The following is a 22,550-nucleotide window of genomic DNA, read 5'->3' as shown; positions in this document are numbered from 1 at the left end:
AGACTTTTTTCAAATATTCGGGTTTATCTCATGCTATTTTAATTGTTTATATTTTTAGTAAAACCACAATATAAACGCCAAAAATATATTATAAATCTACCTGATTAATAGCATCTAATGAGAGGTTCAAAACTTCAGATATTTGCTCATCATTTAACCCAAATAGACGTAATTTATTAATCAATTCTATATTAACTTTGCTTTTTCTAGTTTTGGTATTAACAGTAGGCGGTTTACTACTTTTATCGGGAGTGCTATTGAGTTGATCTGAACCAAAATTTATACAGCCAATTAAATGATTATTAATACTATTATTAATTCTACTATTATCAAAAGCAATATTTAGATTTATTTGTCTATCGAGTACAGATTTAAGATTATTTTTATCAACTGTTTCATTAAAGATATTAGATAATATTTGTAAAAGCTTATAACCCTCATCTTTCGCATGACCCGCAGTGCAACCGTAAGTTTCTGCAATGTCAGTATACCTCTGTCGTTTCAGTGTTCCCTCAATAATTCCCCGTTGCAAATCGTTGAGATGTTTGCCTGTTTTAGAGGAGACAACTTCATCTACAAACTGTAATATATCAGGAATGTCCATCGGTAAAGACCTGAAAAAACCTGCTGTTATTATATCCGTCCTTTTCCGTCTTTTTCCGCCCTTCACTAAAATTTTAGAAATTCCCGTCTTTTTCCGCCCTTTTCCGTCTTTACAGATTTTATCAGAGAACTTTAGTATAGGTTAAGACTTAAAAAATGTATTTTGTCTAATATTTATGCCGTTGCCTCTTGTTCCAATCTTTATCGCTTTTGCCGTTGGCGCGGTGGTAAGCGGATCAGTTGTCTCTAACTGGGAAAATATTGCCTATTCCCTGAAGGGAAAGAAAATTGCCGTTTTAGGTACAAGGAGAGTCGGAAAAACCACCCTTTTAAAATATATGGAAAAGGGGATTTTGATTGAGCGTTATAACCAAACTCGTGACAAAAACGAGATAGAGAGAACCCGCATTAAACTCGACGATCTGGATATTCTAATCAAAAAAACTGATGATGTTTCAGGTGGTGAAAAAGCTTATGGTGTTTGGGAAAAACTTTTTAAAGAAGCTGATTTAGTTCTATATATCGTAAGAACAGATAGGTTATTAGATCAAGATTCGGTTACAGAAAAACGAAGTGAGAACGATCTAAAACACATTCGAGACTGGATTAAAGAACTAGGTACAACAGAAAGAAAGCAATTCTTTATTGTTGGAAATCATTGGAATTCTGATGCGCGATTTAAAAATCTTACTCCTGACACAATCGGTGATTATCACGATAAATTTACATCCCTTCCCATTGTACAAAAAATCACTCTGCTTGCTGGGGGAGCAGCTAAAGTTAAAGTTGCTCTGGGAAGTTTAGCAAATGAACAAGATGCAGATAATCTAATTAAAGAAATTTTCAGACAGGTAGAAAAATGAACAATCTCAATCTATTATTTTGGGTACAAAGCCTTGATAATGAATCTCCTGATGTCATTATTAAAAACAGAAAAGAATTATCTGATGATAAATTAGAACAGCAACTTGTTTTAGAAATTTACGAAATTCCCGCAAAAAAAAGAGAAATTGCACAGTATGGCCCATCGGTTACTGTCCGTCACAGCGATCCTAAATTTGTCATAGAAGTTATACCTATTGAGAAAGATGAAAGTAATCGTCTGGCTCCAATTGTTATCTATGGAGAGTTCCCAGAGGAAGGCTCATCAGACTGGGTTAATAATGTATGTAATGAGATTCAAGAAGTTGTCTCTAATCAAATTAAGAGAACATTACAAAACGGTACATTAGAATCAATTGAAAAATGGTTGAATGAGGAATTAGAAGCAAAAAAAAAGAAGGTGCAGTTTCAAATAAACCTTATCAGTTTGTCAATAAGTCTTTTCGTTCCTTTAGGAGTAAGCTGGCTGATACAGTTTCAAGGGTGGCAATTAACACCGCTACAAATTGGGGGATTAATAGGACTGAACAACCTATTGATAATGTCCATACAAATATTCCTGATCAACCCAAATCAGAGCAAATTAAACCTGAAATAATCTCTGATAAAACTGATAATATCGATAAAATAAAAACGATGAATATTGATGCAGTTCCACCTAGAAAACGCAAAGCTATTTTAGTTACTTCTTCTCATGATTTAGCCCGACTAGAATATACTTCGGGTGGGAATGATTTACTTTTAAACGAGCAGGTTCATCTTTTAGTTCCTTCGGATGAAGCTTCAAGTCCTTTAGAAAAAAAATTGGAAAGTCATGGACTTTTGGAAGAAGGATCTTTATTAATTCAAAATCCTTATGATTCATCGGATTATGTTGTTCTTGAAAAATCGGCTTCAACCTTTGCATTAGCAAAATATCTTCATTTTACAACTTTATGTGGGTTACTCGGTGCGCGAGAAGTTACAGTAGAACAAATCGAAGTCAAAACTTCAACAGGAAAGCAACTTTATAAAGGTTCTCTCAATAGTTATGGTGTTACGGGAAATCTTGAAGCACAGAGTAAAACCTTTGAACAAATACGGAATCAACTTAAAATTCGGAGTACATTTCCAGGGGGAAATCCAAATATAGAAAAAGCTCAAGCTCATCTAAATAAATATCAACTATTAAGCGATCATTCTATGACAAGTTTAATTGAGCAAAGATCAGGTAGTAATCCTCTACAAAGTCGAGAATTAACTTTAAGTCTCAGCGAGGAATTTAAGAAAAATTTTAAAGCCATTGCTGATATTAAGGTTCCAGTTTATCTTGATTTACAAGCTCAAATTGAACAACTTAAAAAAGAAGTCTATGAGTTTACCTTGACGGTTAAAGTGGAGTTTTAGTAACATTTATTAAATAGGAAAGTTTTTTTCTGTTAATATAATGTTAGATGGTGCGTACCCTACACTCACGAGGGTAATGCAAAGATGCGATCGCACCATTTGACACTTATTTAAAAAAACAATATAATTACTTCTATCCTCTGAATTAATGTTATGGATACAAAACAGAGCCCATCCTTTCAAACAGGTTTCTCTCTTTATGAACAAGACTTTTATGGATGGACACAGCAACAAGCTAAATTGCTACTCGAAGGCGCATTAGATCAACTTGATATTATTAATTTGGCTGAGGAGATTCAATCTTTGGGAAAACAACAACGCCAAGAGTTAAAAAAACGTTTAGGAATTTTACTCGGTCATTTACTCAAGTGGCAGTTTCAACCGAATAAACGCTCTAAAAGTTGGTTTGTAACCCTGCGAGAACAACGCCGAGAGATTGGCTATTTATTAACAGAAAATCCCAGTTTAAAACCCTATCTTCCTGAAGCATTACAGAAAGGTTATCAAAGTGGTATTGACTTAGCTGTACGCGAAACATCCCTGAATGATGAAGATTTTCCCCCAGAATGTCCCTATACCCTAGAGGAAGTTTTAGACACTAACTTTTTCCCAGGAGAACCGTCTGATCAGTTTCAGAACTAGAAAAGAAATGAGGATGAAGATGATGAGGATGAAGATGATGAAGATGATGAAGATGATGAAGATGAATACTGTCTTAGCATCAATCTAGGTTGAATATCAAGATTGAAAGGTTTTTTTTAATAAACTGTTAGATGGTGCGTGCGCGGAGCTTACGCACCCTACTTTTGTTTGATTTTTAATAACCCTTGGGTGGGACTGAATAAAAAGGCTAATACAAATAACCCAAATGTTACTAATACAATGGCTGGGCCAGAAGGTAGATTATAAAAGTAACTTAAGTACATTCCGCTAATACTGGAAATGACTCCAATAATCACACCGAATATCATCACGAGATGGAGACGTTCTACCAATAAATAAGCTGTCGCTGCGGGAGTAATTAATAAGGATAAAACTAAGATGACTCCAACCGCTTTTAAACTAGCAACAATGGTTAAAGCAATTAATCCCATTAATCCTAAATTGAGTAGGTTAACGGGTAAACCCGTGGCTTCTGCACCCAAGGGATCGAAGGTATAAAACAACAGTTCTTTATAGATTAACAGAACAACTGCTAGAATAATAATCGTAATAATAAAAGTATCTCGGACATCCTCTCCCGTCACCCCTAGAATATTACCAAATAAAAAATGATTAAGGTCTATTTTATTATCTTTTTGAACTAACGTAATTAAGGTAATTCCTAATGCAAAAAACGCTGAAAATACGATTCCCATTGCTGCATCTTCTTTAATGCGGGAATAGGTTCTAATAATATTCATGCAAATGGTACTCAAAATCCCGGCAATAAACGCTCCGACAAAAATATTAGCATTGAGGATAAACGCGATCGCTAATCCCGGTAAAACCGAATGACTAATGGCATCTCCTAATAAGGCTAATCGCTGTACCATTAAATAGCTACCGACAACAGCACAAATAATCCCCACTAGAATAGCAATCGTCAGCGATCGCTGCATAAAACTATATTGTAAAGGTTCAATTAACAAATTGATCATGTGATTTCAACTCAAAAAACTGTAGGGTGCGTAAGCACAGCGCACGCACCAAATTTTATAAAACATTTATAGCGCGTAGCACGATAAAACCGGGAACGAGAGGTTAAGCCACTTTTTCAGCAAAGAAAAATACCCTACCCCCATAGGCTTGTTGTAAATAATCTTCTTTTAAAACCTGTTGACGATTTCCCGTCACAATTATTTCTTGATTCAACAAGATTAAATCATCAAAATTAACAATAGATTCCCCTAAATCATGATTAATCACAATCACAATTTTACCCGATGCTGCTAACTCTCGAAATAAACTAAAAATTATGGCTTCTGTTTTTTGATCAATGCCAACAAACGGTTCATCAAAACAAAAAATTTCCGCTTCCTGCGCCAAAGATCTCGCTAAAAAAACACGCTGTTGTTGACCCCCCGACAGTTGACCAATAGGGCGATTTTTATATTCAACCATTCCCACCCGTTCTAACGCCTGAGTTGCAATGCGACGACTCACCCCAGAAAAAGGACGCAACCACCCCGTTTTCCGCACTCTCCCCATCATCACAATATCCCAAACCGTTGCGGGATAGTCCCAGTCAATCTGCGATCGCTGGGGGACATAAGCCACCCGTTGGCGTTGCTGACTCAGGGGTTTTCCGTCATACACCACCGAACCCATCCCCATCGGAACTAACCCTAACATGGCTTTCATCAAGGTACTTTTTCCCGCCCCATTAGGGCCAATAATGCCCGTTAGTCGTCCCGGTTGAATGTCCAAACTGATATCTCGCAGTGCTTCCACCCCCCGATAGTTGACGCTGAGGTGATGGACAGTGAGAGACTGATGCAGAGGATGGGGGAATTTTAGAGTGTTCATAGCCGTTTGATCCATTGTTATCTGTATTTTATGGAGTGCTTTCCCCATTGACTTCCTGATCACGGAAGAATTTGAGGGGCTACTTTAGGAGGATTATTCTTCTAGTCTACTGCAAAAATGAAAAAATTATGAAATAATTAATGAAAAAATTATGAAAACGGCTTACAGAATCATGAAAATCAGTGATCTAAACCCTCTATCGATGGGATTTTGGAGTATTTTACTGACAATAATCTTAAGTGGATTAAGTAGTTGTACTCAATCAACACCGGAAAATTCTGTGAATGGAGATCAACCGAAAGTCGTATCCACCAGTACCATTATTGCGGATTTAACAGAACAAATTGGCGGTGATGAAATTGACCATCAAGGAATTTTACAACCGGGTGCAGATCCCCATGTTTATGAACCTGTCCCCCAAGATAGTATTGCTTTAGAAAAAGCAGATTTAATTCTTTATAATGGCTATAATTTAGAACCCGGATTAATTAAATTAATGAAAGCCGCATCCACCTCTGGAAAAAAAGTGGCAGTGGGAGAAGTAATTAAATTTTTAGATTTTCAATATAAAGGACAAACCCAACCCGATCCTCACGTTTGGGGAACCGCTAAAAACGCTATTTTAATGGTGAATAAAATTAGAGATGAGTTAATTGCTTTATCCCCGGAAGATGCCGTTATTTTTAACAAAAACGCCACCCAACTCACTCAGGAGTTAACACAGTTAGATCGTTGGATTCAACAACAAATAGCAACCATTCCTCCTCAAAATCGCAAATTAGTCACAACCCATGATGCGTTTCAATATTATGCTCACGCCTATGGCTTAGAGGTAATTGGAACCTTAATTGGGATTAGTACAGAAGAACAACCGAGCGCAAAAACTGTTAAAAATTTATCCGATTCAATTCAAAAAACAGGAGTTCCGGCTATTTTTGCAGAAACCACCATTAACCCTAAATTAATTACAACCGTTGCGGAAGAATCAGGGGTTAAATTAGCACCAGAGCAATTATATTCGGATTCGATTGGTTCTCCAGGGAGTGAGGGAGATACTTATGTTAAAATGTTAGTTAAGAATACAAAAACAATTGTTGAAGCATTAGGAGGAAAATATACCCCTTTTAATCCTAATTAACTTGATACAATGCTATAAGGGTTTTCTATTCGGGGTCAGGCCAAAAGTCAGAACTCATGATTTGTTCTACAGAAAAAGGACAAACTTCAGGAAACTGATCGTCGGGTAAATCCGTTTCTGCGATCGCAAAATCCCTCGCTTCTGACCAACTTTCATTTAAGGCTTCTTCTAAACGGGATTTCAAACCAGGATTTCGCCTCAATAGTTTAGCGATCGCTGTACGTTGAATACGGATGGTTGCTCGCCAACTGTTTGTCCGTTTCCAATGCTGAATCTGCCATTTGAGTAGATGAGCAATTAACTGTATTAGGCGAGATTCAAGTTGATCATAATGGCGATTTCCCAAGTCTTCTAACTCCTCAATGAGATGAGCTAAATCGAGTTGCTCAAATTTCCCTTCCCGTAGAAGGTTAGATTGCTGGTAAACCCAGCTATAGAAGTCCTGTTCGTAAAGGGTTATACTCATGGGATATACTCGAACAGAGGATTAATATTTTGTTGATTTTAGATTAACATAAGGAATTAGGGGATGGGATGGGCTCCGCCCAGCTAAAGGCGATCGCTAATCAAGGGTGACTATTTGGAGACAGAGGAAAAAATATGAAAAATTCAGTTAAAAATCAACTTCAAGATTTGTATAAAACCGACGATTATTTATGGTTACAAAAAACCATTGAAATATTAAAAATAAAAAATTTTAACAATTTAGATTTAGACAATTTAATTGAGGAGTTAGAAAATTTGGGAAGAAGCGAATTTAACAAAGTTAGAAGCCTTTTAAGACAGATTATGATTCATCTTCTCTTGTTGCAATACTGGGAGCAAGAGTATGATAGAAATTATCGGCATTGGCAAGCCGAAATTATTGCGTTTAGAGATGATTTAAGTCATGAGTTAACGACGAGCTTAAAAAACAAGCTAATTCCAGAATTAGACTCTATCTATCATGTTTCTGTGAATTTAGTTAGTAAAAAAACAGGTTTATCTCAAAGCTTATTTCCTTCGAGTTGCCCTTATTCTTTTGAACAATTATTAGAGGATAACTGGTATCCCCCAAATAATTTAAACCGTATTAATTAACAGAAGTTTTCATGCCTAGAGTTAGTGTTATTATTCTAACGTATAATTTTGATCGCTTTCTTAGGTGAAGGGTTTGTATGTTAACATCATAGATAGGATTCTCTGTCTAAGTCTAGGCGGGGATTGTTTCTCGGTCTAAATCGCATGGGAGAGGGAGCTTTATGCAGTCAATTAGGGGTATTTTTAAAGATGGGGTAGTTCATCCCAGTGAACAAGTTTCTTATGGCGAATTTCACCCAGTTATTATCATATTCTTGGATACACCGACAACTGCTACAACAGTAGGTGTATCATCGGATGAATCTGAATCTGGGTGGGACAGGTTGTTATCGGTTATAGAAGATTGTCAAATGGAAACGGGAATACCTGATTTAGCAGATCAACACGATCATTATTTGTATGGTACACCTAAGCACGATGATCAAGGGACATAAAGTTTTTGTGGATACATCGGCTTGGATAGCTTTGATTAATCAGAGTGATCATCTCGCGGCTCAATCTGAACAAATTCTGTTGAAACTTAAGCAACAGAAGATTACTTTAGTGACAACAGAGTTTGTTTTGTTAGAAGTAGCTGATGCTTTATGCAAAACGAATTTGCGCCAGAAAACTTATGCTTATATTAATGGGATTAAAAAGGCGACCGATGTGATTCAAGTTATCCCTTTAGATCCAAATTTGTTGGATAAGGGTTGGGCGATTTACCATCAGTATTCTGACAAAGATTGGGGGCTAACGGATTGTATTAGTTTTGTTGTGATGAGGCAAGAAGGTATTACTGATGCGTTTACATCTGATCGACATTTTGAGCAAGCTGGATTTACTAAATTAATGGTGACTTAGGGCTAATTTGGATAGCCTGTTGATCAGCTGATAGTGGCTTGATTTAGCTTCTTCCGTAAGAATCCCCACGTCTGACCCGCAGGGCAGCGTGGGATGAATTGCGGTAGGGAGTCTGTGCAATTCATCAATTACTTATTATCATAAAAAAAAGGAGGTGATTTAAAGTGTTGAAAGCAATTAAGGTTAGACTCTACCCAACATCTGAACAAGAATTAGCATTGGCTAAGTCGTTTGGTTGTGCAAGATGGTATTGGAATTTTGCCTTAAATGCCTGCATTCAGCACTATCAAGAAACTGGAAAAAGCTTAAAGTTAGCAATCTACAAAGGAATGCTCCCTCAACTCAAAAAAGAATATCCTTGGCTCAAGGAAGATTGTTATTCATCGGTTCTCCAATGTGTAGCAATTAACTTGGATAAGGCTTACAAAAACTTTTTTGAAGGACGAGCTAAATTTCCGATATTCAAATCTAAACATCATAAACAATCAATCCAGTATCCCCAAAGTGTTACTGTTAATGGCGAATATCTGAAAGTCCCTAAGATTGGTGAAATTAAAGCTATATTTCACCGAGAAGTAACGGGAAAGATTAAAACGGTAACAATCTCTAAAACCTCAACTGATAAATACTATGCTTCGATTCTATGTGAAATTGAAGGAACTGATATGAAGCAGTCAGGAAATAAAATTATCGGGATCGATCTGGGTCTAAAAGATTTTGCAATTGTTCATGATGGAGAAAACGCAACCAAATACGCTAACCCTAAACATTTATATCGTCATCAGAAAAATCTAGCCCGAAAACAGAAAAAACTCTCTCGAAAAACTAAAGCTTGTACTGAGCGTAGCCGAAGGGGTAGTTCTGCGAGAGAGCGATTCCGAAAAATTGTAGCTAAGGTTCATGAGAAAATCGCTAATTCCCGCCAAGATTTCTTGCATAAATTATCAAGAAAATTGGTAGATGAAAGCCAAATTATTGTCGTTGAAAACCTCAACGTCAAGGGAATGGTTAAGAACCGAAAGCTGTCAAAATCAATATCTGATGTGGGATGGTCGATGTTTGTAAACTTCATAGATTACAAACTGAAACAAAAAGAAGGCGAACTGATAGAAATTGAGCGCTTCTTCCCCAGTTCCAAAACCTGTTCGAGTTGTGGTCATGTACTGGATGAGTTACCTCTGAATATCAGAGAATGGGATTGTCCAAGTTGTCATAGTCATCATGACCGTGACGGTAACGCCGCACTCAATATCAGGAACGAAGGCATCAGAATTAAGAATAAAGGCGGAGGGAACCCCGTCTCTGCTGAGGGAGCCTGTGTAAGACCCGCTCATTCTCGAATGATGAGGCATCGGGCTGAGAAATCAGAAGCCGACACTTACTCGTAGAGAAGTGTCGGTAGTTCACTTGGCTACATCTTCCTAAATCTACTTGGGTCAGGGGGGTTTATCTTTTGGGGCGATCGCATTTATAAGAAAATTTTGAACAATTATTAGAGGATAACTGGCATCCTCAAAATCATTTAAACCCTATTAATTAACAGCAATTTTAATGCCTAGAGTTAGTGTAATTATTCCGACTTATAATTGCGATCGCTTTCTTCCTGAAGCGATTGATAGTGTTTTAATGCAAAGCTATCAAGATTATGAAATTATTGTTATTGATGATGGTTCAACGGATAAAACTTGTCAAGTTTTAGAGTCTTACAAACATAAAATTAGATATTTTTATCAAGATAATCAAGGTTCGGCTGTTGCTCGTAATTTAGGGATTAAGCAGGCTCAGAGTGAATTTATTGCCTTTTTAGATGCAGATGATTTTTGGATTTTACCGGAAAAGCTGACAGAACAAGTGAAATGTTTTGAGGAAAAACCGAGTTTGGGTAGCGTGCATACAGGCTGGCAAATTGTCGATGCAGGAGGTGATAAAATTATTGATGTGGAACCTTGGCGTGAGGTTCCTGATCTGAATTTAGAAAGTTGGTTAATGTATAAACCTGTAAAAACCAGTGGAATGATGATTCGACAAGACTGGTTACAACAGGTGGGGGGGTTTGATGGGGAGTTACGACAATCCCATGATGTTGATTTGGTGTTGCGTTTAGCATTGATGGGGTGTGAAGCCGCTTGGTGGCAGCGGGTGGCGGTGGGTTATCGCAGGTATGGGGGGAACACGACTAGAAACACCAAAACTCAAGCTGAATGTGTGGTGAAGGTGTTGGACAAGTTTTTTGCTCAATGCAATTTACCCGAACACATTCGAGGTATGGAGAATCGGGTGCGTTATCATACTTTAGTGTGGTTAGCATGGTATCATTATGAGCGGCGACTATATGGAGAGATGGCTCGATTTCTGAATGGGTCTTTGGAATATACTCCTTATTATAAAATGGAGACGATTTCAGACTGGGTAGAGCAGTTCAAAAAGTTTTCTATTCAAAATGGCTTGAGTTTGGATATTTGTTGGTTGACGGATTTACCAGAATGGAAGAGATTAATATATGGCTCATAATTATATCCATTGGTAGACCTACTCCTAAACATATAATCAGTCTCTAAAAAAATATGGAAAAAATCAAAATAGCACTTCGGCTTAAAGAGAAGATCAAAAATCACACGGCTATTGTATCAGTAGTAGGTTTAGGATATGTGGGTTTGCCTTTTGCCGTCGAAAAAGCTAAGGTAGGTTTTTCAGTAATCGGGATTGAACAAAATCCGGTGAGGGCAGAAAAAGTTAATCAAGCTGATAACTATATTAGTGATGTTAAAGATGAGGAATTAAAGCAAGTTGTTGAGCAGGGAAATTTAAAAGCGCTTACTAACTTTGAAAAAGTCTCGGAATCTGATGCCGTTGTCATCTGTGTACCGACTCCTTTAACTAAAAATTTAACCCCGGATTTAAGCTATATTGAATCCGTGACTCGGGAAATTGCTCATCACTTAAGGCCCGGACAGTTGATCACTCTTGAATCTACCACTTATCCAGGTACGACTGATGAGGTGATGAAGCCAATCTTAGAAGAAATGAGTGGCTTGAAGCAAGGAGAAGATTTCTTTCTGGCTCATTCCCCTGAAAGGGTTGACCCAGGAAATAAGCGTTATACGACACAGAATACTAATAAAGTTGTAGGAGCATCGGACTCAAATTCATTAGAGGTGGCTACGCTTTTTTATCAGCAAACGATTCTTCATGTTGTGCCTGTAAGTAGTGCTAAAGCGGCTGAATTGGTGAAGGTATTTGAAAATACTTTTAGAGCCGTTAATATCGCTTTAGTTAATGAGTTGGCGATCTTGTGCGATCGCATGAATCTGAATGTCTGGGAAGTCTTAGATGCAGCTAACACTAAGCCATTTGGTATTATGCCTTTTTATCCAGGGCCAGGAGTCGGCGGCCATTGTATTCCCCTTGACCCTCACTATTTAGAGTGGAAAGCCAAAGAATTTAATTTTAATACCCACTTTATTGCTTTGGCTGGAGAGGTCAATCGGAAAATGCCTCAGTTTGTCAGAGAGAAAATTTGGCGAGTTCTCAATCACAGAGGTATTGCACCGAGTCAATCAAGGATTTTAGTAATGGGAGTAGCTTATAAAAAAGACTTGGGAGATTGGCGAGAGTCACCGGCTCTTGAGATCATTAACTTTTTATTAGAAGATGGAGTAAATGTCGTTTACCATGACCCTTATGTCCCTGATATTTCTATTGCAGGTCAAGATTTTTATTCAGTGGAATTAACGGATGGGACTATTGCTAAGGCAGATTTGGTATTAATTGCCACAGGCCATAGTGAAATTGATTATGTTTACATTGTGGAGAATGCTCAAGCTGTTCTCGATACTCGGGGCGTGACTCGACATTTAGACTGTAATAAGGAAAAGGTAACTTTACTGTGACTCAAGTAATTGTCGTTGGTGCGGGGAACTGGGGACGTAATTTAGTCCGCAACTTTTATGAGTTAGGAACCCTGGCGGGAGTAGTCGAAATAGATGCTAGTTTGCGGGAAGAGGTAGCGACTTATTATCCTGATGTGTCTCTTTATCAAGATTATCAACAAGCTCTGGAGACGGATGTTCCAGCACTGGTTTTCGCAACTCCGGCTCCCAGCCACTATCGATTAGCGATGATGGCGTTGGAGGCGGGTAAGGATGTGTTTGTGGAAAAACCGATGACTTTGCGGACTGATGAGGCTCGGAGTTTGGCTGAGTTTGCCGATAGGGAGTCTCGAATTTTAATGGTGGGTCATTTGTTGCTTTATCAACCTGCGATTGCTTGGATGCGAGAATATTTAGCAGGCGGTCAGGCGGGAAATGTGCTTCATGTGGCGACTCAGAGGCTGAAGTTGGGGAAGGTGCGTCGGGAGGAGAATGTTTGGTGGTCTTTTGCTCCCCATGATGTTTCGGTGATTTTGGAGTTATTGGGTAAACCGCAGTTACAAGGGGTGACGGCTAGTGGTCATGCCATGTTGCAATCTGGGATTGAGGATAATGTTCATGTGGATTTAGTTTTTGCGGGGGGCCAAACGGCTCATGTTCATTGTTCCTGGTATTGGCCTTTGTTAGCTCGGAATACGGTGGTGATTGGGGATAAGCAGATGTTGGTTTATGATGAGGTGTTGCAAAAAATCACGATTTATGATAAAGGAGTGGATGAAAATTTAAACAACCGTGATCAAGGTAGTTATTTTGTGGAAGTAGCGGATACTCAACCCTTAAAAATTGAGTGTGAACATTTTTTAGACTGTATTAAAACCCGTCAACGTCCCCATTCCGATGGTTGGAATGGTGCTTTAGTGGTAGAAATTTTAGAGAAAGCAACGGAGTTATTAAATGGCTGAGTATTTTGTTCATGAATCCGCTTATGTGGATGAAGGGGCGGACATTGGCAAAGGAACTAAAATTTGGCATTTTTGTCATGTGATGGGAAAAGCCAAAATTGGTCAAAACTGTTCTTTTGGGCAGAATGTTTTAGTGTCTAATAATGTAGTGATTGGCAATGGTTGCAAAATTCAGAATAATGTCTCCCTTTATGAGGGAGTAATTCTGGAGGATTATGTGTTTTGTGGCCCCAGTATGGTGTTTACCAATATTAAAACCCCTCGTTCTGAATTTCCCCGTAATACCAGTAATGATTATTTAACAACTTTAATAAAACGGGGGGCAAGTATTGGGGCAAATGCCACCATTGTTTGTGGAATAACCTTGCATCAATGTGCGTTTGTGGCGGCGGGGGCAGTAGTAACTAAGGATGTCCCTGCTTACGGAATGGTGGCGGGAGTACCTGCTAAACTGATCGGTTGGATGAGTGCCTATGGGGATGTATTAAAGTTTAATGCTGAAGGTTATGCGGTTGATTCAATGGGGGTGAAGTATCAAAAGATTTCTCCTCTGGAAGTTAAGCAAATTTAAACTAAGGAAAATAAAAAAATGAGTCAGACAAAGATTCCTGTTTTGGATTTAAAACCGCAATACGAAAGCATTAAAGAGGAGATTCAGACGGCGATTAATCGGGTGATTGAGTCGGGTCAGTTTATTATGGGGCCTGATGTTAAGGCGTTTGAACAGGAGGTGGCGGCTTATCTGGGAGTTAAGTATGCCATTGGGGTAAATTCGGGTACGGATGCGTTGGTGATTGGTTTGCGGGCTGCGGGAATTGGGGAAGGGGATGAGGTGATTACCACTCCTTTTTCTTTTTTTGCAACGGCAGAATCAATTAGTAATTTGGGGGCGAAGGTGGTGTTTGCGGATATTGAGGCGAGTACCTATAATATTGACCCCCAGCAGATTCGGGCTAGAATCACCCCCCGCACTAAGGCGATTATGCCAGTACATTTGTATGGACAGGCGGCAGCAATGGGAGAGATTTGGTTGATTGCCCAGGAGTATGGGTTAAAGGTGATTGAGGATTGCGCTCAGTCTTTTGGGGCGAGGTATGATGGTAAGGCTGTGGGAACGATTGGTGATGTGGGGGCTTTTTCGTTTTTCCCGTCTAAGAATTTGGGGGGTTATGGTGATGGGGGGATGATTGTTACGGATGATGAGCAAATCGCTGAAGTCGCTGGGATGTTGCGGGTACATGGGGCGAAGAAGAAATATCATAATGAAGTGTTAGGATATAACTCGCGGTTAGATACAATTCAGGCGGCAATTCTGCGGGTGAAGTTGCAATATATTGATCAATGGAATCAGGGGCGGCGCAGGGTAGCGGAGATTTATAATCGATTGTTAGAGGATGTGGAGGGTGTGGTGACTCCGGGTTTAGCTGAGGGTCATGTGTTTCATCAGTACACGGTTAGAATTACTGGGGGAAAGCGGGATACAGTTCAACAATATTTAACTGAGCAGGGAATTGGGACAATGATCTATTATCCCATACCCCAAGACCAGTTACCTGTTTATAAAGGACAGTATGAGGCTTGCCCGGTGAGTGATTTGGCGGCGCAGGAGGTGTTGAGTTTACCAATTTGGCCGGAGTTAGAAGAAGAAGTGATTGAGAAAGTAGTTGATAAAATTAAAACAGGGCTAGGCAAAGAATCACTCGAATTGTAGAGTTAAAAACCTCTAATTTTCTACAATGCGAGAATCTTGGTCACTCTTATTTTAAAAATCAAATGGAATATTCTTGATGATATAGCAGTGTGAAATGATTCGTGAAAAAACGATCCGCTCAAAGCCCCCAGGATTGGGGGTTTGGGGGCCGGAAAATTTTACAAATGATTCCACATTGCTATATAAGAAAATTTATTCTGAATATCTATAAAATAGAAAAAACCATGCACTAATAATCCTAAGCTGATGGGAACAGAGAAAGATGCAGATTTTTATAACAGGGTTTATCTGACTTCAGAAAAGTATAAGAGACACCCTGAATTAATCGACTATTATTATGAAGTTTGGTGCGAAGGCATTAATCAAATTAAAAATTACGTATCTCAACCAAAACATATTATAGATTTAGGGTGTGGCCCAGGTCACTTTGCTTTTTTATTAGCTTCAAATTTAGATATTCTGGAAAATTATGAGGGCTACGATTTCTCGGAGGTAGCCATTAATATGGCTCAATTTCTGATCGGTAAAGATATGAGATTTAAGTTCTATCAGCAAGATTTACGAATGTTTGATTTTCCCCAAAATAATAATTTTGTTGTAACAATGTTTGAATTTTTAGAGCATATTACATTTGATTTACAATTAATGAGTAAAATTCCAGTAGGATCATGGGTTGTTTTTAGTGTTCCCTCCTATGATAGTGCGGGTCATGTAAGATGGTTTAATTCTTTGGAAGAAGTTGAAAATCGCTATGAACCCTTGATAAGGATTGAAAATGTTTACATTTGCAAAGTTAAGAAGAATCAAATATATGTGTGTATTGGTCGGAAGGTAGGATTAGAACAACCAAGCGAATTAATTAGGGCTTGCTGAAAAAGTCGTGAAAAATTGGGTGACAAATTGATGGCGAGTTGGAAAGACAAAAGTATAAGTGGGGCTTGCTTCAGCAAGCCCTATCTATTCCTCTTTTGTCACTCTCGTCGGATAAAAATCTGAAACCCCAACGGAGAGGCACTTTTGTCTCGAAGACCGAAAATGGAAATTTCTAATCGTCGGCAATCGCGAAATGAAAGAACAGGAAAGGCTTTCACGATTTCAGTCAGATTTTACTTTCCCCAGAGTGATAAAAGAGAGATATCGGCGTAGCACCGGAGAACTCATCTGGTAAAAGCTGCATCTAATAAAACCTAAAAATGTTAATTTTTTAATAAATGCTAATATAGCAAGTGGAAATCATTTTGAAAAAGATCGGGTCCCCAAACCCCCAATGCTGGGGGCTTTGAGCGGATCGATTTTTCACGAATCATTTCACACTGCTATAGCTCTGGCAAAATTTATCCTCCGTTTTTTCTCTAGATCTTTTTCCCTCAACTACTGCGGATTATCAAATGACTCAAGTCCTTCAGTCGATCAACTGTTTTTTTGGGGAAATGCTGTTCTAAAAATAACCAAGAATCATTGATCTTCTCTACAGCATCAGCACTTTTAAGATAATTAGTGATTCGGCTTAAGTTACCTCTAGGATATTTGATCCCAACGGCGATTGTTCCTAGCTCTGCCATAGTTAAAGAAAGATGTCCGTAGTAATAAAACTTACCATCAATCTCAACAGGAATTTTATGTTGATATTTTACAGGAAGCATATCAATTTCGTTTAGCTTATGCGTAACATGGTTCTCTAAGTATTTATCGACTTTGACATCCTTCCATAAGGAATAATCTAGAATTTCTAGCAATTTTTTGGACAGTAACCTACAAGCACCAATAGTTTCCCCAAGACGTTTCGGCATACCATCGTCTTTGATCTTACCACCATAACCTTTCCAGTGAATAAGCTCGGTTGATTGAAGGTCAAAAAAATAGCTATCCGTAAGACCTGCAAAAAGAACACCTTCATTTAAAAATTGTATATAGTGCAATATAAGCTGCTCATTAACAAAATCATCTGAACCCATAATAATGACTCCATCTGGGTTATAGCTTTTAGTTAATTGGATAGCATATTCCCATTTATCGCTAACAGGATTATTTGGGTGTTCATAATATTCAAATTTGTATTGTTCACATAATTGATAAGATTTTTGACCTTCAGAACCCACTGCAACCAAAATTAGATCAATTGTCTCACTCAATTTATTTTTCAAGCTTTGATAATACTCAAGGAAAATTTTGGTCAGTTCATGTCTTGCCCAAACACAAGTCAACAAAATAATTTTGGGGAGTTCTTTATTTATGGTCAATGAAGATTCATTAACGCTTACTATTCTAATAGATGAGTTAGAATTGATTAATCTGCTACGAATTAATTTACTTCTAGTAATGCTTAATGCTTCACAAAGATCATATACACTTTTGTTTGTGCCTAATTTTATTAATGCTTGTTCAAGATAGCCGTCCCAAGTTTTGTCTAAATTAATATCAACTAAATTTTTTGCTGTATAATCAGCTATTTTAGAAATCAATAAAAAATTATTTGGATTTAGCTCCAAAGACTTTTTATAGTAAACTAAAGCCGACTTAAAATCATGCTGGTATAGAAACTGATCCCCTCTTTTTTGGTGAAAGAAATAAAAGCTATCAAGATAATTCGTTTGTTTTTCCTCTAGACTATGATTGTTAGAATTATTTGAAGATTTTTTAGGCGATATTTTGCCCATTTGAAATTCAATGAAATTGGCGATTGCCACAGGATTAACGGGCTGCAGTGGCTGACGATAAATATCAATTAAAGTTTTTGCGATGGTATCTGCATTATGATATTCTCTAGCAAATTTTTTTCCCGCCTCACCATAGCTTGCAACAGCATCAGGATTTAACAACAGATAGCGAAGAACATTAGTGATATTTTCTGGGTTGGCATAAGCTAGTGGTGGTGGGTATGGTAAATAATGACGTAAATCATTGCGTATATATGAGACTACGGCTTTTCCCATAGCCATCCCTTCTACAGCCAAGACTCCATACCAACCTATACGAAGCTGATCAACAATGATTGAGGCTTTCCGATAAACAGCCATAGCTTCTTCATGGGGCATATTTTGAACCACTTTAAAGTCAAACGTAAGTCCCTCCTGTTTTAATTGCTCAATAGCATTAAGCACATACTGACTACCCTTGACCCCAGAACGGGAAGGAGCATGTACAATTAAAGGAATTGAGGGTATGCTTTTAGAATCTTCATAAGTTAGATTGGTAAAATCAATAGCACGGGGTACGATTAGTGCATTGGGAACATAGCATTGCAACTCAGGATCATTTACAAAAACGTCATCACAAACTCCTAAGACAAAATCACGAAATGCTTTTTGATCTATCTCTGCAAAGCAAAAAGGCATTGTTCCATCATCACAAGACAACTGTTCATCGACGTAATTGTAGGGAGTAGCTTTTCTGAAAATTGAAGCTAGGCGGATTTCCGATCCACGAAAATGATAAAAAACTCGTTTTTGCATTGCCTTTAATAAAAGCAAATCTAACCCAGTAGGAAAATAAAAGTATTTATTATAAAGAAGTGGACGAAAATGATAATGATAGGTATTATAGATATCAAGCTTCTGTTCAACTAAGTACGAATTGATAGATGCAAGTGCATGTTTTTGTGATACTATGGAAATATCTTGTGTGTACCTAAAGCCATTCGCCCCTAATGCTGCATGTTTTGTCTTAATACCAAGCTTAGTTAGTGACTTACTTAGGGTGCCAGGTTGATTGGCTGCATGAGTAGGTAGATGAAGTATTGGTTCAAGAACACCAGAAGGTATTTCCTTCGATACAGTGCGATTTCTGGCAAGTATTTCTTCATATAAACTTAAGATTACTTTTTCTTGTTCTTCCCAGCAATATTTTTGCGCTAATTGAGAACCTTGGGCTACGTTGGCTAGTCCTTTAGGATAATGCGATAACGCCATTTTTACTGCTTCAGCAAAACCTTCAACATCTTCAGCATTAAATGTAAAGCCACAATTGTTTTGAGATAAAAAATCTTGCATCGCAGTTGTTGCCGTACTAACAATGGGAAGACCAGCATGGATATACTCAAAAACCTTGGTAGGTAAGGCTAAATCAGAATTTCCATATATAGTTAAAGGGCTAATTCCAATAGAGGCATTACGAATAAAAGACGTTACATCACAATTAGGCACATAAGGATGAATATGAACCCTATTTTCAGCATTATTATCCTTGGCAATACTCAAGAGATCTTCTATAAATTGACCCTTGTTATTAGTCAACATAGCAAGATGAATATTAGGTAAAATTCCTAAAGATTTTACAGCATATTGTAGACCACGAGGTGCATTGACATTTCCATTATAAACCAATAGTTGATTGTTATTGTCTATGTTTAAGGATTTACGAATACAGGGAACATGAAAAGGGTCAAAATCAGTAATATGAGGAGCATTCAACACAAGCCCAGGCTTTGGTAAATTATACTTGTTAGAGATAAGATTTGATAAAATTGGTGAAACCGAGGTAAGGGCATTTGGTTGGTAAATATACTTTTCCTCTTGATCTAGAGCAAAAATGCGTATATATTCAGCTATATGGCTACATCCTTCAACATACTCATGAAGGTCATGTATCCATCCAATCTCGCCGATTGTATGTTTTTCCCGTAATTTAGCACCTATAGGCAAACCATACATATCATGGCTATGAAGAAAATGATAAGATTCTCTTTGAATAACATCTAAAAAACCCATCACCATTCTTTCAATAAAAAGTTCAATATTATAAACTCCCTCTTCAAGCCACCAAGCATTCTTTTTTTTCATTTGGAATTTAGGATTTTCTATCAAAGTTACTTTAAAGGGATAGCCTTCAAGAGTCTGAATTTGCGCCAGTTTATTATTTAAGCCTAATAAATGTACCCGGTAGCCATGCTTGCTAAGACTGAAAGCGGTTTTTAAAACCCTTGAATCACCCTGAACTGCATTAGCCACAATCATACAAACTGAATACTGGGAATTTCTTATATATTTTTTGTCAAATAACGCTGCCATTTTTGTATCCTCGGTCTTTTATCAATAATTGCTAAATTGTTTAAAAGTCTTTTTTTTATTTAACGTATTTTAGATAATACTCTTCCAATTCATTCTGAACTTGTTGCAGTTGATACCGCAAAAGTTTATTTTCCTGAAAAATTTCTGTTTCGGCATCTAAAATAACACGGATTGGTGTTTTTTTATCTTCTTCAAATTGCCGAGATAATTGTTCTACTTTTTTTGCTTCGTGCCATACATTTTGAAGTGGCTTAGTGTTACTTGTCAGCAAAAAAAATTCTTTTAATTGCTGAATTATTTGATCAGAAAAGTATCGTTGCAAAACTTCCCAAGGGTCAGGTTGAGGAACGAGAACACTGGCATCACGACTAAAATATCTTTCAGCGGGTGTAACATTATCAGAAAGTTTAATGTCAACTGCAAAAGCTCCTATTTCTGCCATTTTAAATCCACAATGACCTACTTTAACCTCTCGATTATCAACTTGAGCTACGACACAGTTATCATACTCCAGTAACTGTAAGCCTAATTGCAATAACTTTTGAGTCATCGCACCATCAAGGCTACGATTGATATCCAGTCCACTCCATATACTGAATCCCAATTTATCTAGTAGTGTCCTAGATAAACATCTTCCCATACCGATTGTTTCCCCAACTCGCATGGGATCAGCCTTACCACTATATCCCGTCCACAAAACTAAATTATGATTATTAATATCAAAGAAATACGCATCTTTTAAGCCACAAAATACCAAATTATCTTTAAGCTGATGATCATAAAATTCTATTAAACTTTGAGAAATGATATCATCTGAACCGACAATAATCACCCCATCAGGATCATAATCAGCACATCGATTAAGACCATACTCCCACTTAGAACTCAACGGTTCATTTGGGTACTCAAGATAATCAAAACCACATTCTTCACATAATTGACGAGAAACTTCTCCTTCGGAACCAACCGCCAAAAGTTCCAGATGGATTTTACCCGCTAACTCTTTCTTAAGGTGTGCATAATAAGATAAAACAATTCGAGTTAACTCTGGTCTACGCCATACACAAGTATAAATTATAATTTTGTTTATACGATTATGATTACTAGCAACAGATTTAGGTTGAGCAGGATCTAGCTCCTCTGTAATAATCGCCCCCCAATTCTTGGCAACTTGTTGAGTAGCGATTAAGTAACGAATATATTGACTATTTCTTAAAAATACTTCTGCTTCTTTAAACTTTCCTTGGTGAGTATGGGCTTCAGATAGAATGGGGAAAATATTAGCTATACTCGAATGTAAACCCATGATTTGAGCGCAATCTGCTATGGCTTGATGGTATTGCTGATTAAGCAGATGTTTTCTTGCTGAAATAAATAGTTGCTCCTCTTGTACTGCTTGTGCCGTATCAAGCTGATTAGGTACACTACCATACTTAGTGACTAAATCATCTAACTTCGACTTGATATCGCTGAGATTCGGTTGGATTTGAAGCGCATTTTGATAATGTTTGATAGCTTGTCCTGTATTTCCTTTAATTAAAAGTATATCTCCTAGTTTTACATAAATTTCAGCATTATTAGGTTCAATTTGTAAAGTGCTTTTATAAAAAGTAATAGCCTGCTCTATTTTGCCTTGCTCTTTCAAAACATCAGCCAATTTTAAAGAAATCTCAGCATCTTTGGGGTTTACTTCCAATGCCTTATAATAAACCTCTAAATCCGTCGGATTATCTGCAACGGCTCGGTGATAAACTTGAGAAATTTCTTGAGAATAACTCTGAATTTGATGTTGTAGAGCATCCCCTAACTTTTCATGAATTTGTGGCAAATTTGTATCAAGTTTAACCGCAGAACGATAAGCTGCGATCGCACTCTCCCAATCCTCTTTTTTGACCAAAACATCGCCTAAATTATAATGTGACCACGCAAAATTTGGATCTAACTCAATGGCTTTTTCGTAGGCTGCGATCGCCTCTTCCCAATCTTCTTTTTTAACTAAAACATCCCCTAAATTATGATGAGATAACGCAAAATCCCCCTTCAAATTGATAGCATTCTGATAAGCTTGTGCCGCCTCATCCCAACGTTCTAACGTCCGTAACACATCCCCTAAATTATTATAAGACCAAGAAAAATCAGGATTCAATTCAATCGCTTTTTGATACGCCACAACCGCTTCATCCCAACGTTGCAACTTCAGCAAAGCATCCCCTAAATTATGATGAACTTGAGCCACATCCGACTGAAGGGTGATGGCAGTTTCATACATCTTAACGGCTTCTTCCCATCGTTCCAACTTCAGTAACAAATCCCCTAACTCTCGTTGTACCTCAACCCAAGTCGGCGCAATGGTTAATGCTTGCTGATAAGCAGCGATCGCATCCTGCCATTTTTCCTGTTCAACTAATACCTTTGCCAAACGATAAGCAGGTTCAGCCGGAGAAATAGATCGACGACGACTTTTAACCATAGAAGACACAATTTGGGGATTCTTAGAAAACGTTGAGGGTCGCTGCTGAATAATCATAGTCAATTATATAATAATTTATAGACACAAAATCA

General features: G+C 37.7%; 21 protein-coding genes. 15 read left to right on the top strand and 6 right to left on the bottom strand.

What is annotated here, in order from left to right:
• Window positions 1–88: 88 nt before the first annotated feature.
• On the bottom strand, window positions 89–604 hold the full coding sequence (locus IQ236_RS00845; RefSeq protein WP_193867524.1) for a hypothetical protein: 516 nt from the start codon (window positions 602–604) through the stop codon (window positions 89–91).
• A gap of 175 nt (window positions 605–779) precedes the next feature.
• Between IQ236_RS00845 and IQ236_RS00840 the strand changes: the two genes are divergently transcribed.
• From IQ236_RS00840 to IQ236_RS00825, 4 genes are all read left to right on the top strand, one after another.
• Window positions 780–1,466, top strand: coding sequence for a P-loop NTPase family protein (locus IQ236_RS00840; RefSeq protein ID WP_190520084.1), 687 nt, complete (start codon window positions 780–782; stop codon window positions 1,464–1,466).
• The gene (locus IQ236_RS00835; RefSeq protein ID WP_193867523.1) at window positions 1,463–2,083 is read left to right on the top strand and encodes a hypothetical protein; all 621 of its coding nucleotides are present in this window, start codon (window positions 1,463–1,465) and stop codon (window positions 2,081–2,083) included. The genes IQ236_RS00840 and IQ236_RS00835 overlap by 4 nt, the downstream gene beginning before the upstream one ends.
• Before the next feature lie 38 nt (window positions 2,084–2,121).
• Entirely contained in the window at window positions 2,122–2,871 is a 750-nt protein-coding gene (locus tag IQ236_RS00830; protein WP_193867522.1) for a hypothetical protein, read from the top strand.
• A gap of 153 nt (window positions 2,872–3,024) precedes the next feature.
• Window positions 3,025–3,513, top strand: coding sequence for a DUF29 domain-containing protein (locus IQ236_RS00825; protein ID WP_193867521.1), 489 nt, complete (start codon window positions 3,025–3,027; stop codon window positions 3,511–3,513).
• 158 nt (window positions 3,514–3,671) lie between these two features.
• On the opposite strand, the gene IQ236_RS00820 is transcribed toward IQ236_RS00825, so the two are convergent.
• Both IQ236_RS00820 and IQ236_RS00815 read right to left on the bottom strand, forming a co-directional pair.
• On the bottom strand, window positions 3,672–4,511 hold the full coding sequence (locus IQ236_RS00820; protein ID WP_193867520.1) for a metal ABC transporter permease: 840 nt from the start codon (window positions 4,509–4,511) through the stop codon (window positions 3,672–3,674).
• A gap of 103 nt (window positions 4,512–4,614) precedes the next feature.
• The gene (locus tag IQ236_RS00815) at window positions 4,615–5,379 is read right to left on the bottom strand and encodes a metal ABC transporter ATP-binding protein (RefSeq protein WP_228041356.1); all 765 of its coding nucleotides are present in this window, start codon (window positions 5,377–5,379) and stop codon (window positions 4,615–4,617) included.
• Between the two features lie 151 nt (window positions 5,380–5,530).
• Here IQ236_RS00815 and IQ236_RS00810 point away from each other — a divergent pair, with 151 nt between their 5' ends.
• Complete coding sequence (locus tag IQ236_RS00810; RefSeq protein WP_322744058.1) at window positions 5,531–6,517, top strand: metal ABC transporter substrate-binding protein; 987 nt, start codon at window positions 5,531–5,533, stop codon at window positions 6,515–6,517.
• A 25-nt stretch (window positions 6,518–6,542) separates the two neighbouring features.
• Here IQ236_RS00810 and IQ236_RS00805 read toward each other — a convergent pair whose 3' ends face one another.
• Window positions 6,543–6,983, bottom strand: a complete 441-nt coding sequence (locus tag IQ236_RS00805; protein WP_193867518.1) for a DUF29 domain-containing protein — start codon at window positions 6,981–6,983, stop codon at window positions 6,543–6,545.
• A 134-nt stretch (window positions 6,984–7,117) separates the two neighbouring features.
• Here IQ236_RS00805 and IQ236_RS00800 point away from each other — a divergent pair, with 134 nt between their 5' ends.
• The 10 genes from IQ236_RS00800 to IQ236_RS00755 all read left to right on the top strand — a co-directional run bounded on the left by IQ236_RS00800 (window position 7,118) and on the right by IQ236_RS00755 (window position 15,855).
• Window positions 7,118–7,597, top strand: coding sequence for a DUF29 domain-containing protein (locus IQ236_RS00800; protein ID WP_193867517.1), 480 nt, complete (start codon window positions 7,118–7,120; stop codon window positions 7,595–7,597).
• A 161-nt stretch (window positions 7,598–7,758) separates the two neighbouring features.
• A complete protein-coding gene (locus IQ236_RS00795) occupies window positions 7,759–8,031 on the top strand; it encodes a hypothetical protein (protein WP_072718718.1) in 273 nt (90 codons plus the stop codon).
• Entirely contained in the window at window positions 7,997–8,440 is a 444-nt protein-coding gene (locus IQ236_RS00790; protein WP_228041355.1) for a type II toxin-antitoxin system VapC family toxin, read from the top strand. The genes IQ236_RS00795 and IQ236_RS00790 overlap by 35 nt, the downstream gene beginning before the upstream one ends.
• 164 nt (window positions 8,441–8,604) lie before the next feature.
• On the top strand, window positions 8,605–9,828 hold the full coding sequence (locus IQ236_RS00785) for an RNA-guided endonuclease InsQ/TnpB family protein (RefSeq protein ID WP_193867516.1): 1,224 nt from the start codon (window positions 8,605–8,607) through the stop codon (window positions 9,826–9,828).
• Between the two features lie 163 nt (window positions 9,829–9,991).
• On the top strand, window positions 9,992–10,951 hold the full coding sequence (locus tag IQ236_RS00780) for a glycosyltransferase family 2 protein (RefSeq protein ID WP_193867515.1): 960 nt from the start codon (window positions 9,992–9,994) through the stop codon (window positions 10,949–10,951).
• A 53-nt stretch (window positions 10,952–11,004) separates the two neighbouring features.
• Window positions 11,005–12,330: a nucleotide sugar dehydrogenase gene (locus IQ236_RS00775; RefSeq protein WP_193867514.1), complete on the top strand. Its 1,326-nt coding sequence runs from the start codon at window positions 11,005–11,007 to the stop codon at window positions 12,328–12,330.
• Window positions 12,327–13,271 (top strand): Gfo/Idh/MocA family protein, encoded by a 945-nt coding sequence (locus tag IQ236_RS00770; RefSeq protein WP_193867513.1) that lies wholly within the window; start codon window positions 12,327–12,329, stop codon window positions 13,269–13,271. The genes IQ236_RS00775 and IQ236_RS00770 overlap by 4 nt, the downstream gene beginning before the upstream one ends.
• The gene (locus IQ236_RS00765) at window positions 13,264–13,842 is read left to right on the top strand and encodes an acyltransferase (protein WP_193867512.1); all 579 of its coding nucleotides are present in this window, start codon (window positions 13,264–13,266) and stop codon (window positions 13,840–13,842) included. Before IQ236_RS00770 ends, IQ236_RS00765 begins: the two co-directional genes overlap by 8 nt.
• 18 nt (window positions 13,843–13,860) lie before the next feature.
• Window positions 13,861–14,982, top strand: a complete 1,122-nt coding sequence (locus tag IQ236_RS00760) for a DegT/DnrJ/EryC1/StrS family aminotransferase (protein ID WP_193867511.1) — start codon at window positions 13,861–13,863, stop codon at window positions 14,980–14,982.
• A 246-nt stretch (window positions 14,983–15,228) separates the two neighbouring features.
• Window positions 15,229–15,855: a class I SAM-dependent methyltransferase gene (locus tag IQ236_RS00755; RefSeq protein ID WP_193867510.1), complete on the top strand. Its 627-nt coding sequence runs from the start codon at window positions 15,229–15,231 to the stop codon at window positions 15,853–15,855.
• Window positions 15,856–16,349: 494 nt separating this feature from the next.
• Here the strand turns inward: IQ236_RS00755 and IQ236_RS00750 are convergent, their stop codons facing one another.
• Complete coding sequence (locus IQ236_RS00750) at window positions 16,350–19,988, bottom strand: glycosyltransferase (RefSeq protein WP_193867509.1); 3,639 nt, start codon at window positions 19,986–19,988, stop codon at window positions 16,350–16,352.
• 55 nt (window positions 19,989–20,043) lie between these two features.
• Window positions 20,044–22,515 (bottom strand): tetratricopeptide repeat protein, encoded by a 2,472-nt coding sequence (locus IQ236_RS00745; RefSeq protein WP_193867508.1) that lies wholly within the window; start codon window positions 22,513–22,515, stop codon window positions 20,044–20,046.
• Window positions 22,516–22,550 lie beyond the last annotated feature (35 nt).

The organism is Planktothrix mougeotii LEGE 06226 (assembly GCF_015207485.1).
Taxonomy (GTDB): Bacteria; Cyanobacteriota; Cyanobacteriia; order Cyanobacteriales; family Microcoleaceae; genus Planktothrix.
This window is presented reverse-complemented; position numbering and strand designations above follow the sequence as displayed.

What these genes read in the sequence shown, in the direction of transcription:
- IQ236_RS00845 (WP_193867524.1), bottom strand. Translation starts at nt 604, where the DNA reads ATGGACATTCCTGATATATTACAGTTTGTAGATGAAGTTGTCTCCTCT.
- IQ236_RS00840 (WP_190520084.1), top strand. Translation starts at nt 780, where the DNA reads ATGCCGTTGCCTCTTGTTCCAATCTTTATCGCTTTTGCCGTTGGCGCG.
- IQ236_RS00835 (WP_193867523.1), top strand. Translation starts at nt 1,463, where the DNA reads ATGAACAATCTCAATCTATTATTTTGGGTACAAAGCCTTGATAATGAA.
- IQ236_RS00830 (WP_193867522.1), top strand. Translation starts at nt 2,122, where the DNA reads ATGAATATTGATGCAGTTCCACCTAGAAAACGCAAAGCTATTTTAGTT.
- IQ236_RS00825 (WP_193867521.1), top strand. Translation starts at nt 3,025, where the DNA reads ATGGATACAAAACAGAGCCCATCCTTTCAAACAGGTTTCTCTCTTTAT.
- IQ236_RS00820 (WP_193867520.1), bottom strand. Translation starts at nt 4,511, where the DNA reads ATGATCAATTTGTTAATTGAACCTTTACAATATAGTTTTATGCAGCGA.
- IQ236_RS00815 (WP_228041356.1), bottom strand. Translation starts at nt 5,379, where the DNA reads ATGAACACTCTAAAATTCCCCCATCCTCTGCATCAGTCTCTCACTGTC.
- IQ236_RS00810 (WP_322744058.1), top strand. Translation starts at nt 5,531, where the DNA reads ATGAAAACGGCTTACAGAATCATGAAAATCAGTGATCTAAACCCTCTA.
- IQ236_RS00805 (WP_193867518.1), bottom strand. Translation starts at nt 6,983, where the DNA reads ATGAGTATAACCCTTTACGAACAGGACTTCTATAGCTGGGTTTACCAG.
- IQ236_RS00800 (WP_193867517.1), top strand. Translation starts at nt 7,118, where the DNA reads ATGAAAAATTCAGTTAAAAATCAACTTCAAGATTTGTATAAAACCGAC.
- IQ236_RS00795 (WP_072718718.1), top strand. Translation starts at nt 7,759, where the DNA reads ATGCAGTCAATTAGGGGTATTTTTAAAGATGGGGTAGTTCATCCCAGT.
- IQ236_RS00790 (WP_228041355.1), top strand. Translation starts at nt 7,997, where the DNA reads ATGGTACACCTAAGCACGATGATCAAGGGACATAAAGTTTTTGTGGAT.
- IQ236_RS00780 (WP_193867515.1), top strand. Translation starts at nt 9,992, where the DNA reads ATGCCTAGAGTTAGTGTAATTATTCCGACTTATAATTGCGATCGCTTT.
- IQ236_RS00775 (WP_193867514.1), top strand. Translation starts at nt 11,005, where the DNA reads ATGGAAAAAATCAAAATAGCACTTCGGCTTAAAGAGAAGATCAAAAAT.
- IQ236_RS00765 (WP_193867512.1), top strand. Translation starts at nt 13,264, where the DNA reads ATGGCTGAGTATTTTGTTCATGAATCCGCTTATGTGGATGAAGGGGCG.
- IQ236_RS00760 (WP_193867511.1), top strand. Translation starts at nt 13,861, where the DNA reads ATGAGTCAGACAAAGATTCCTGTTTTGGATTTAAAACCGCAATACGAA.
- IQ236_RS00755 (WP_193867510.1), top strand. Translation starts at nt 15,229, where the DNA reads ATGGGAACAGAGAAAGATGCAGATTTTTATAACAGGGTTTATCTGACT.
- IQ236_RS00750 (WP_193867509.1), bottom strand. Translation starts at nt 19,988, where the DNA reads ATGGCAGCGTTATTTGACAAAAAATATATAAGAAATTCCCAGTATTCA.
- IQ236_RS00745 (WP_193867508.1), bottom strand. Translation starts at nt 22,515, where the DNA reads ATGATTATTCAGCAGCGACCCTCAACGTTTTCTAAGAATCCCCAAATT.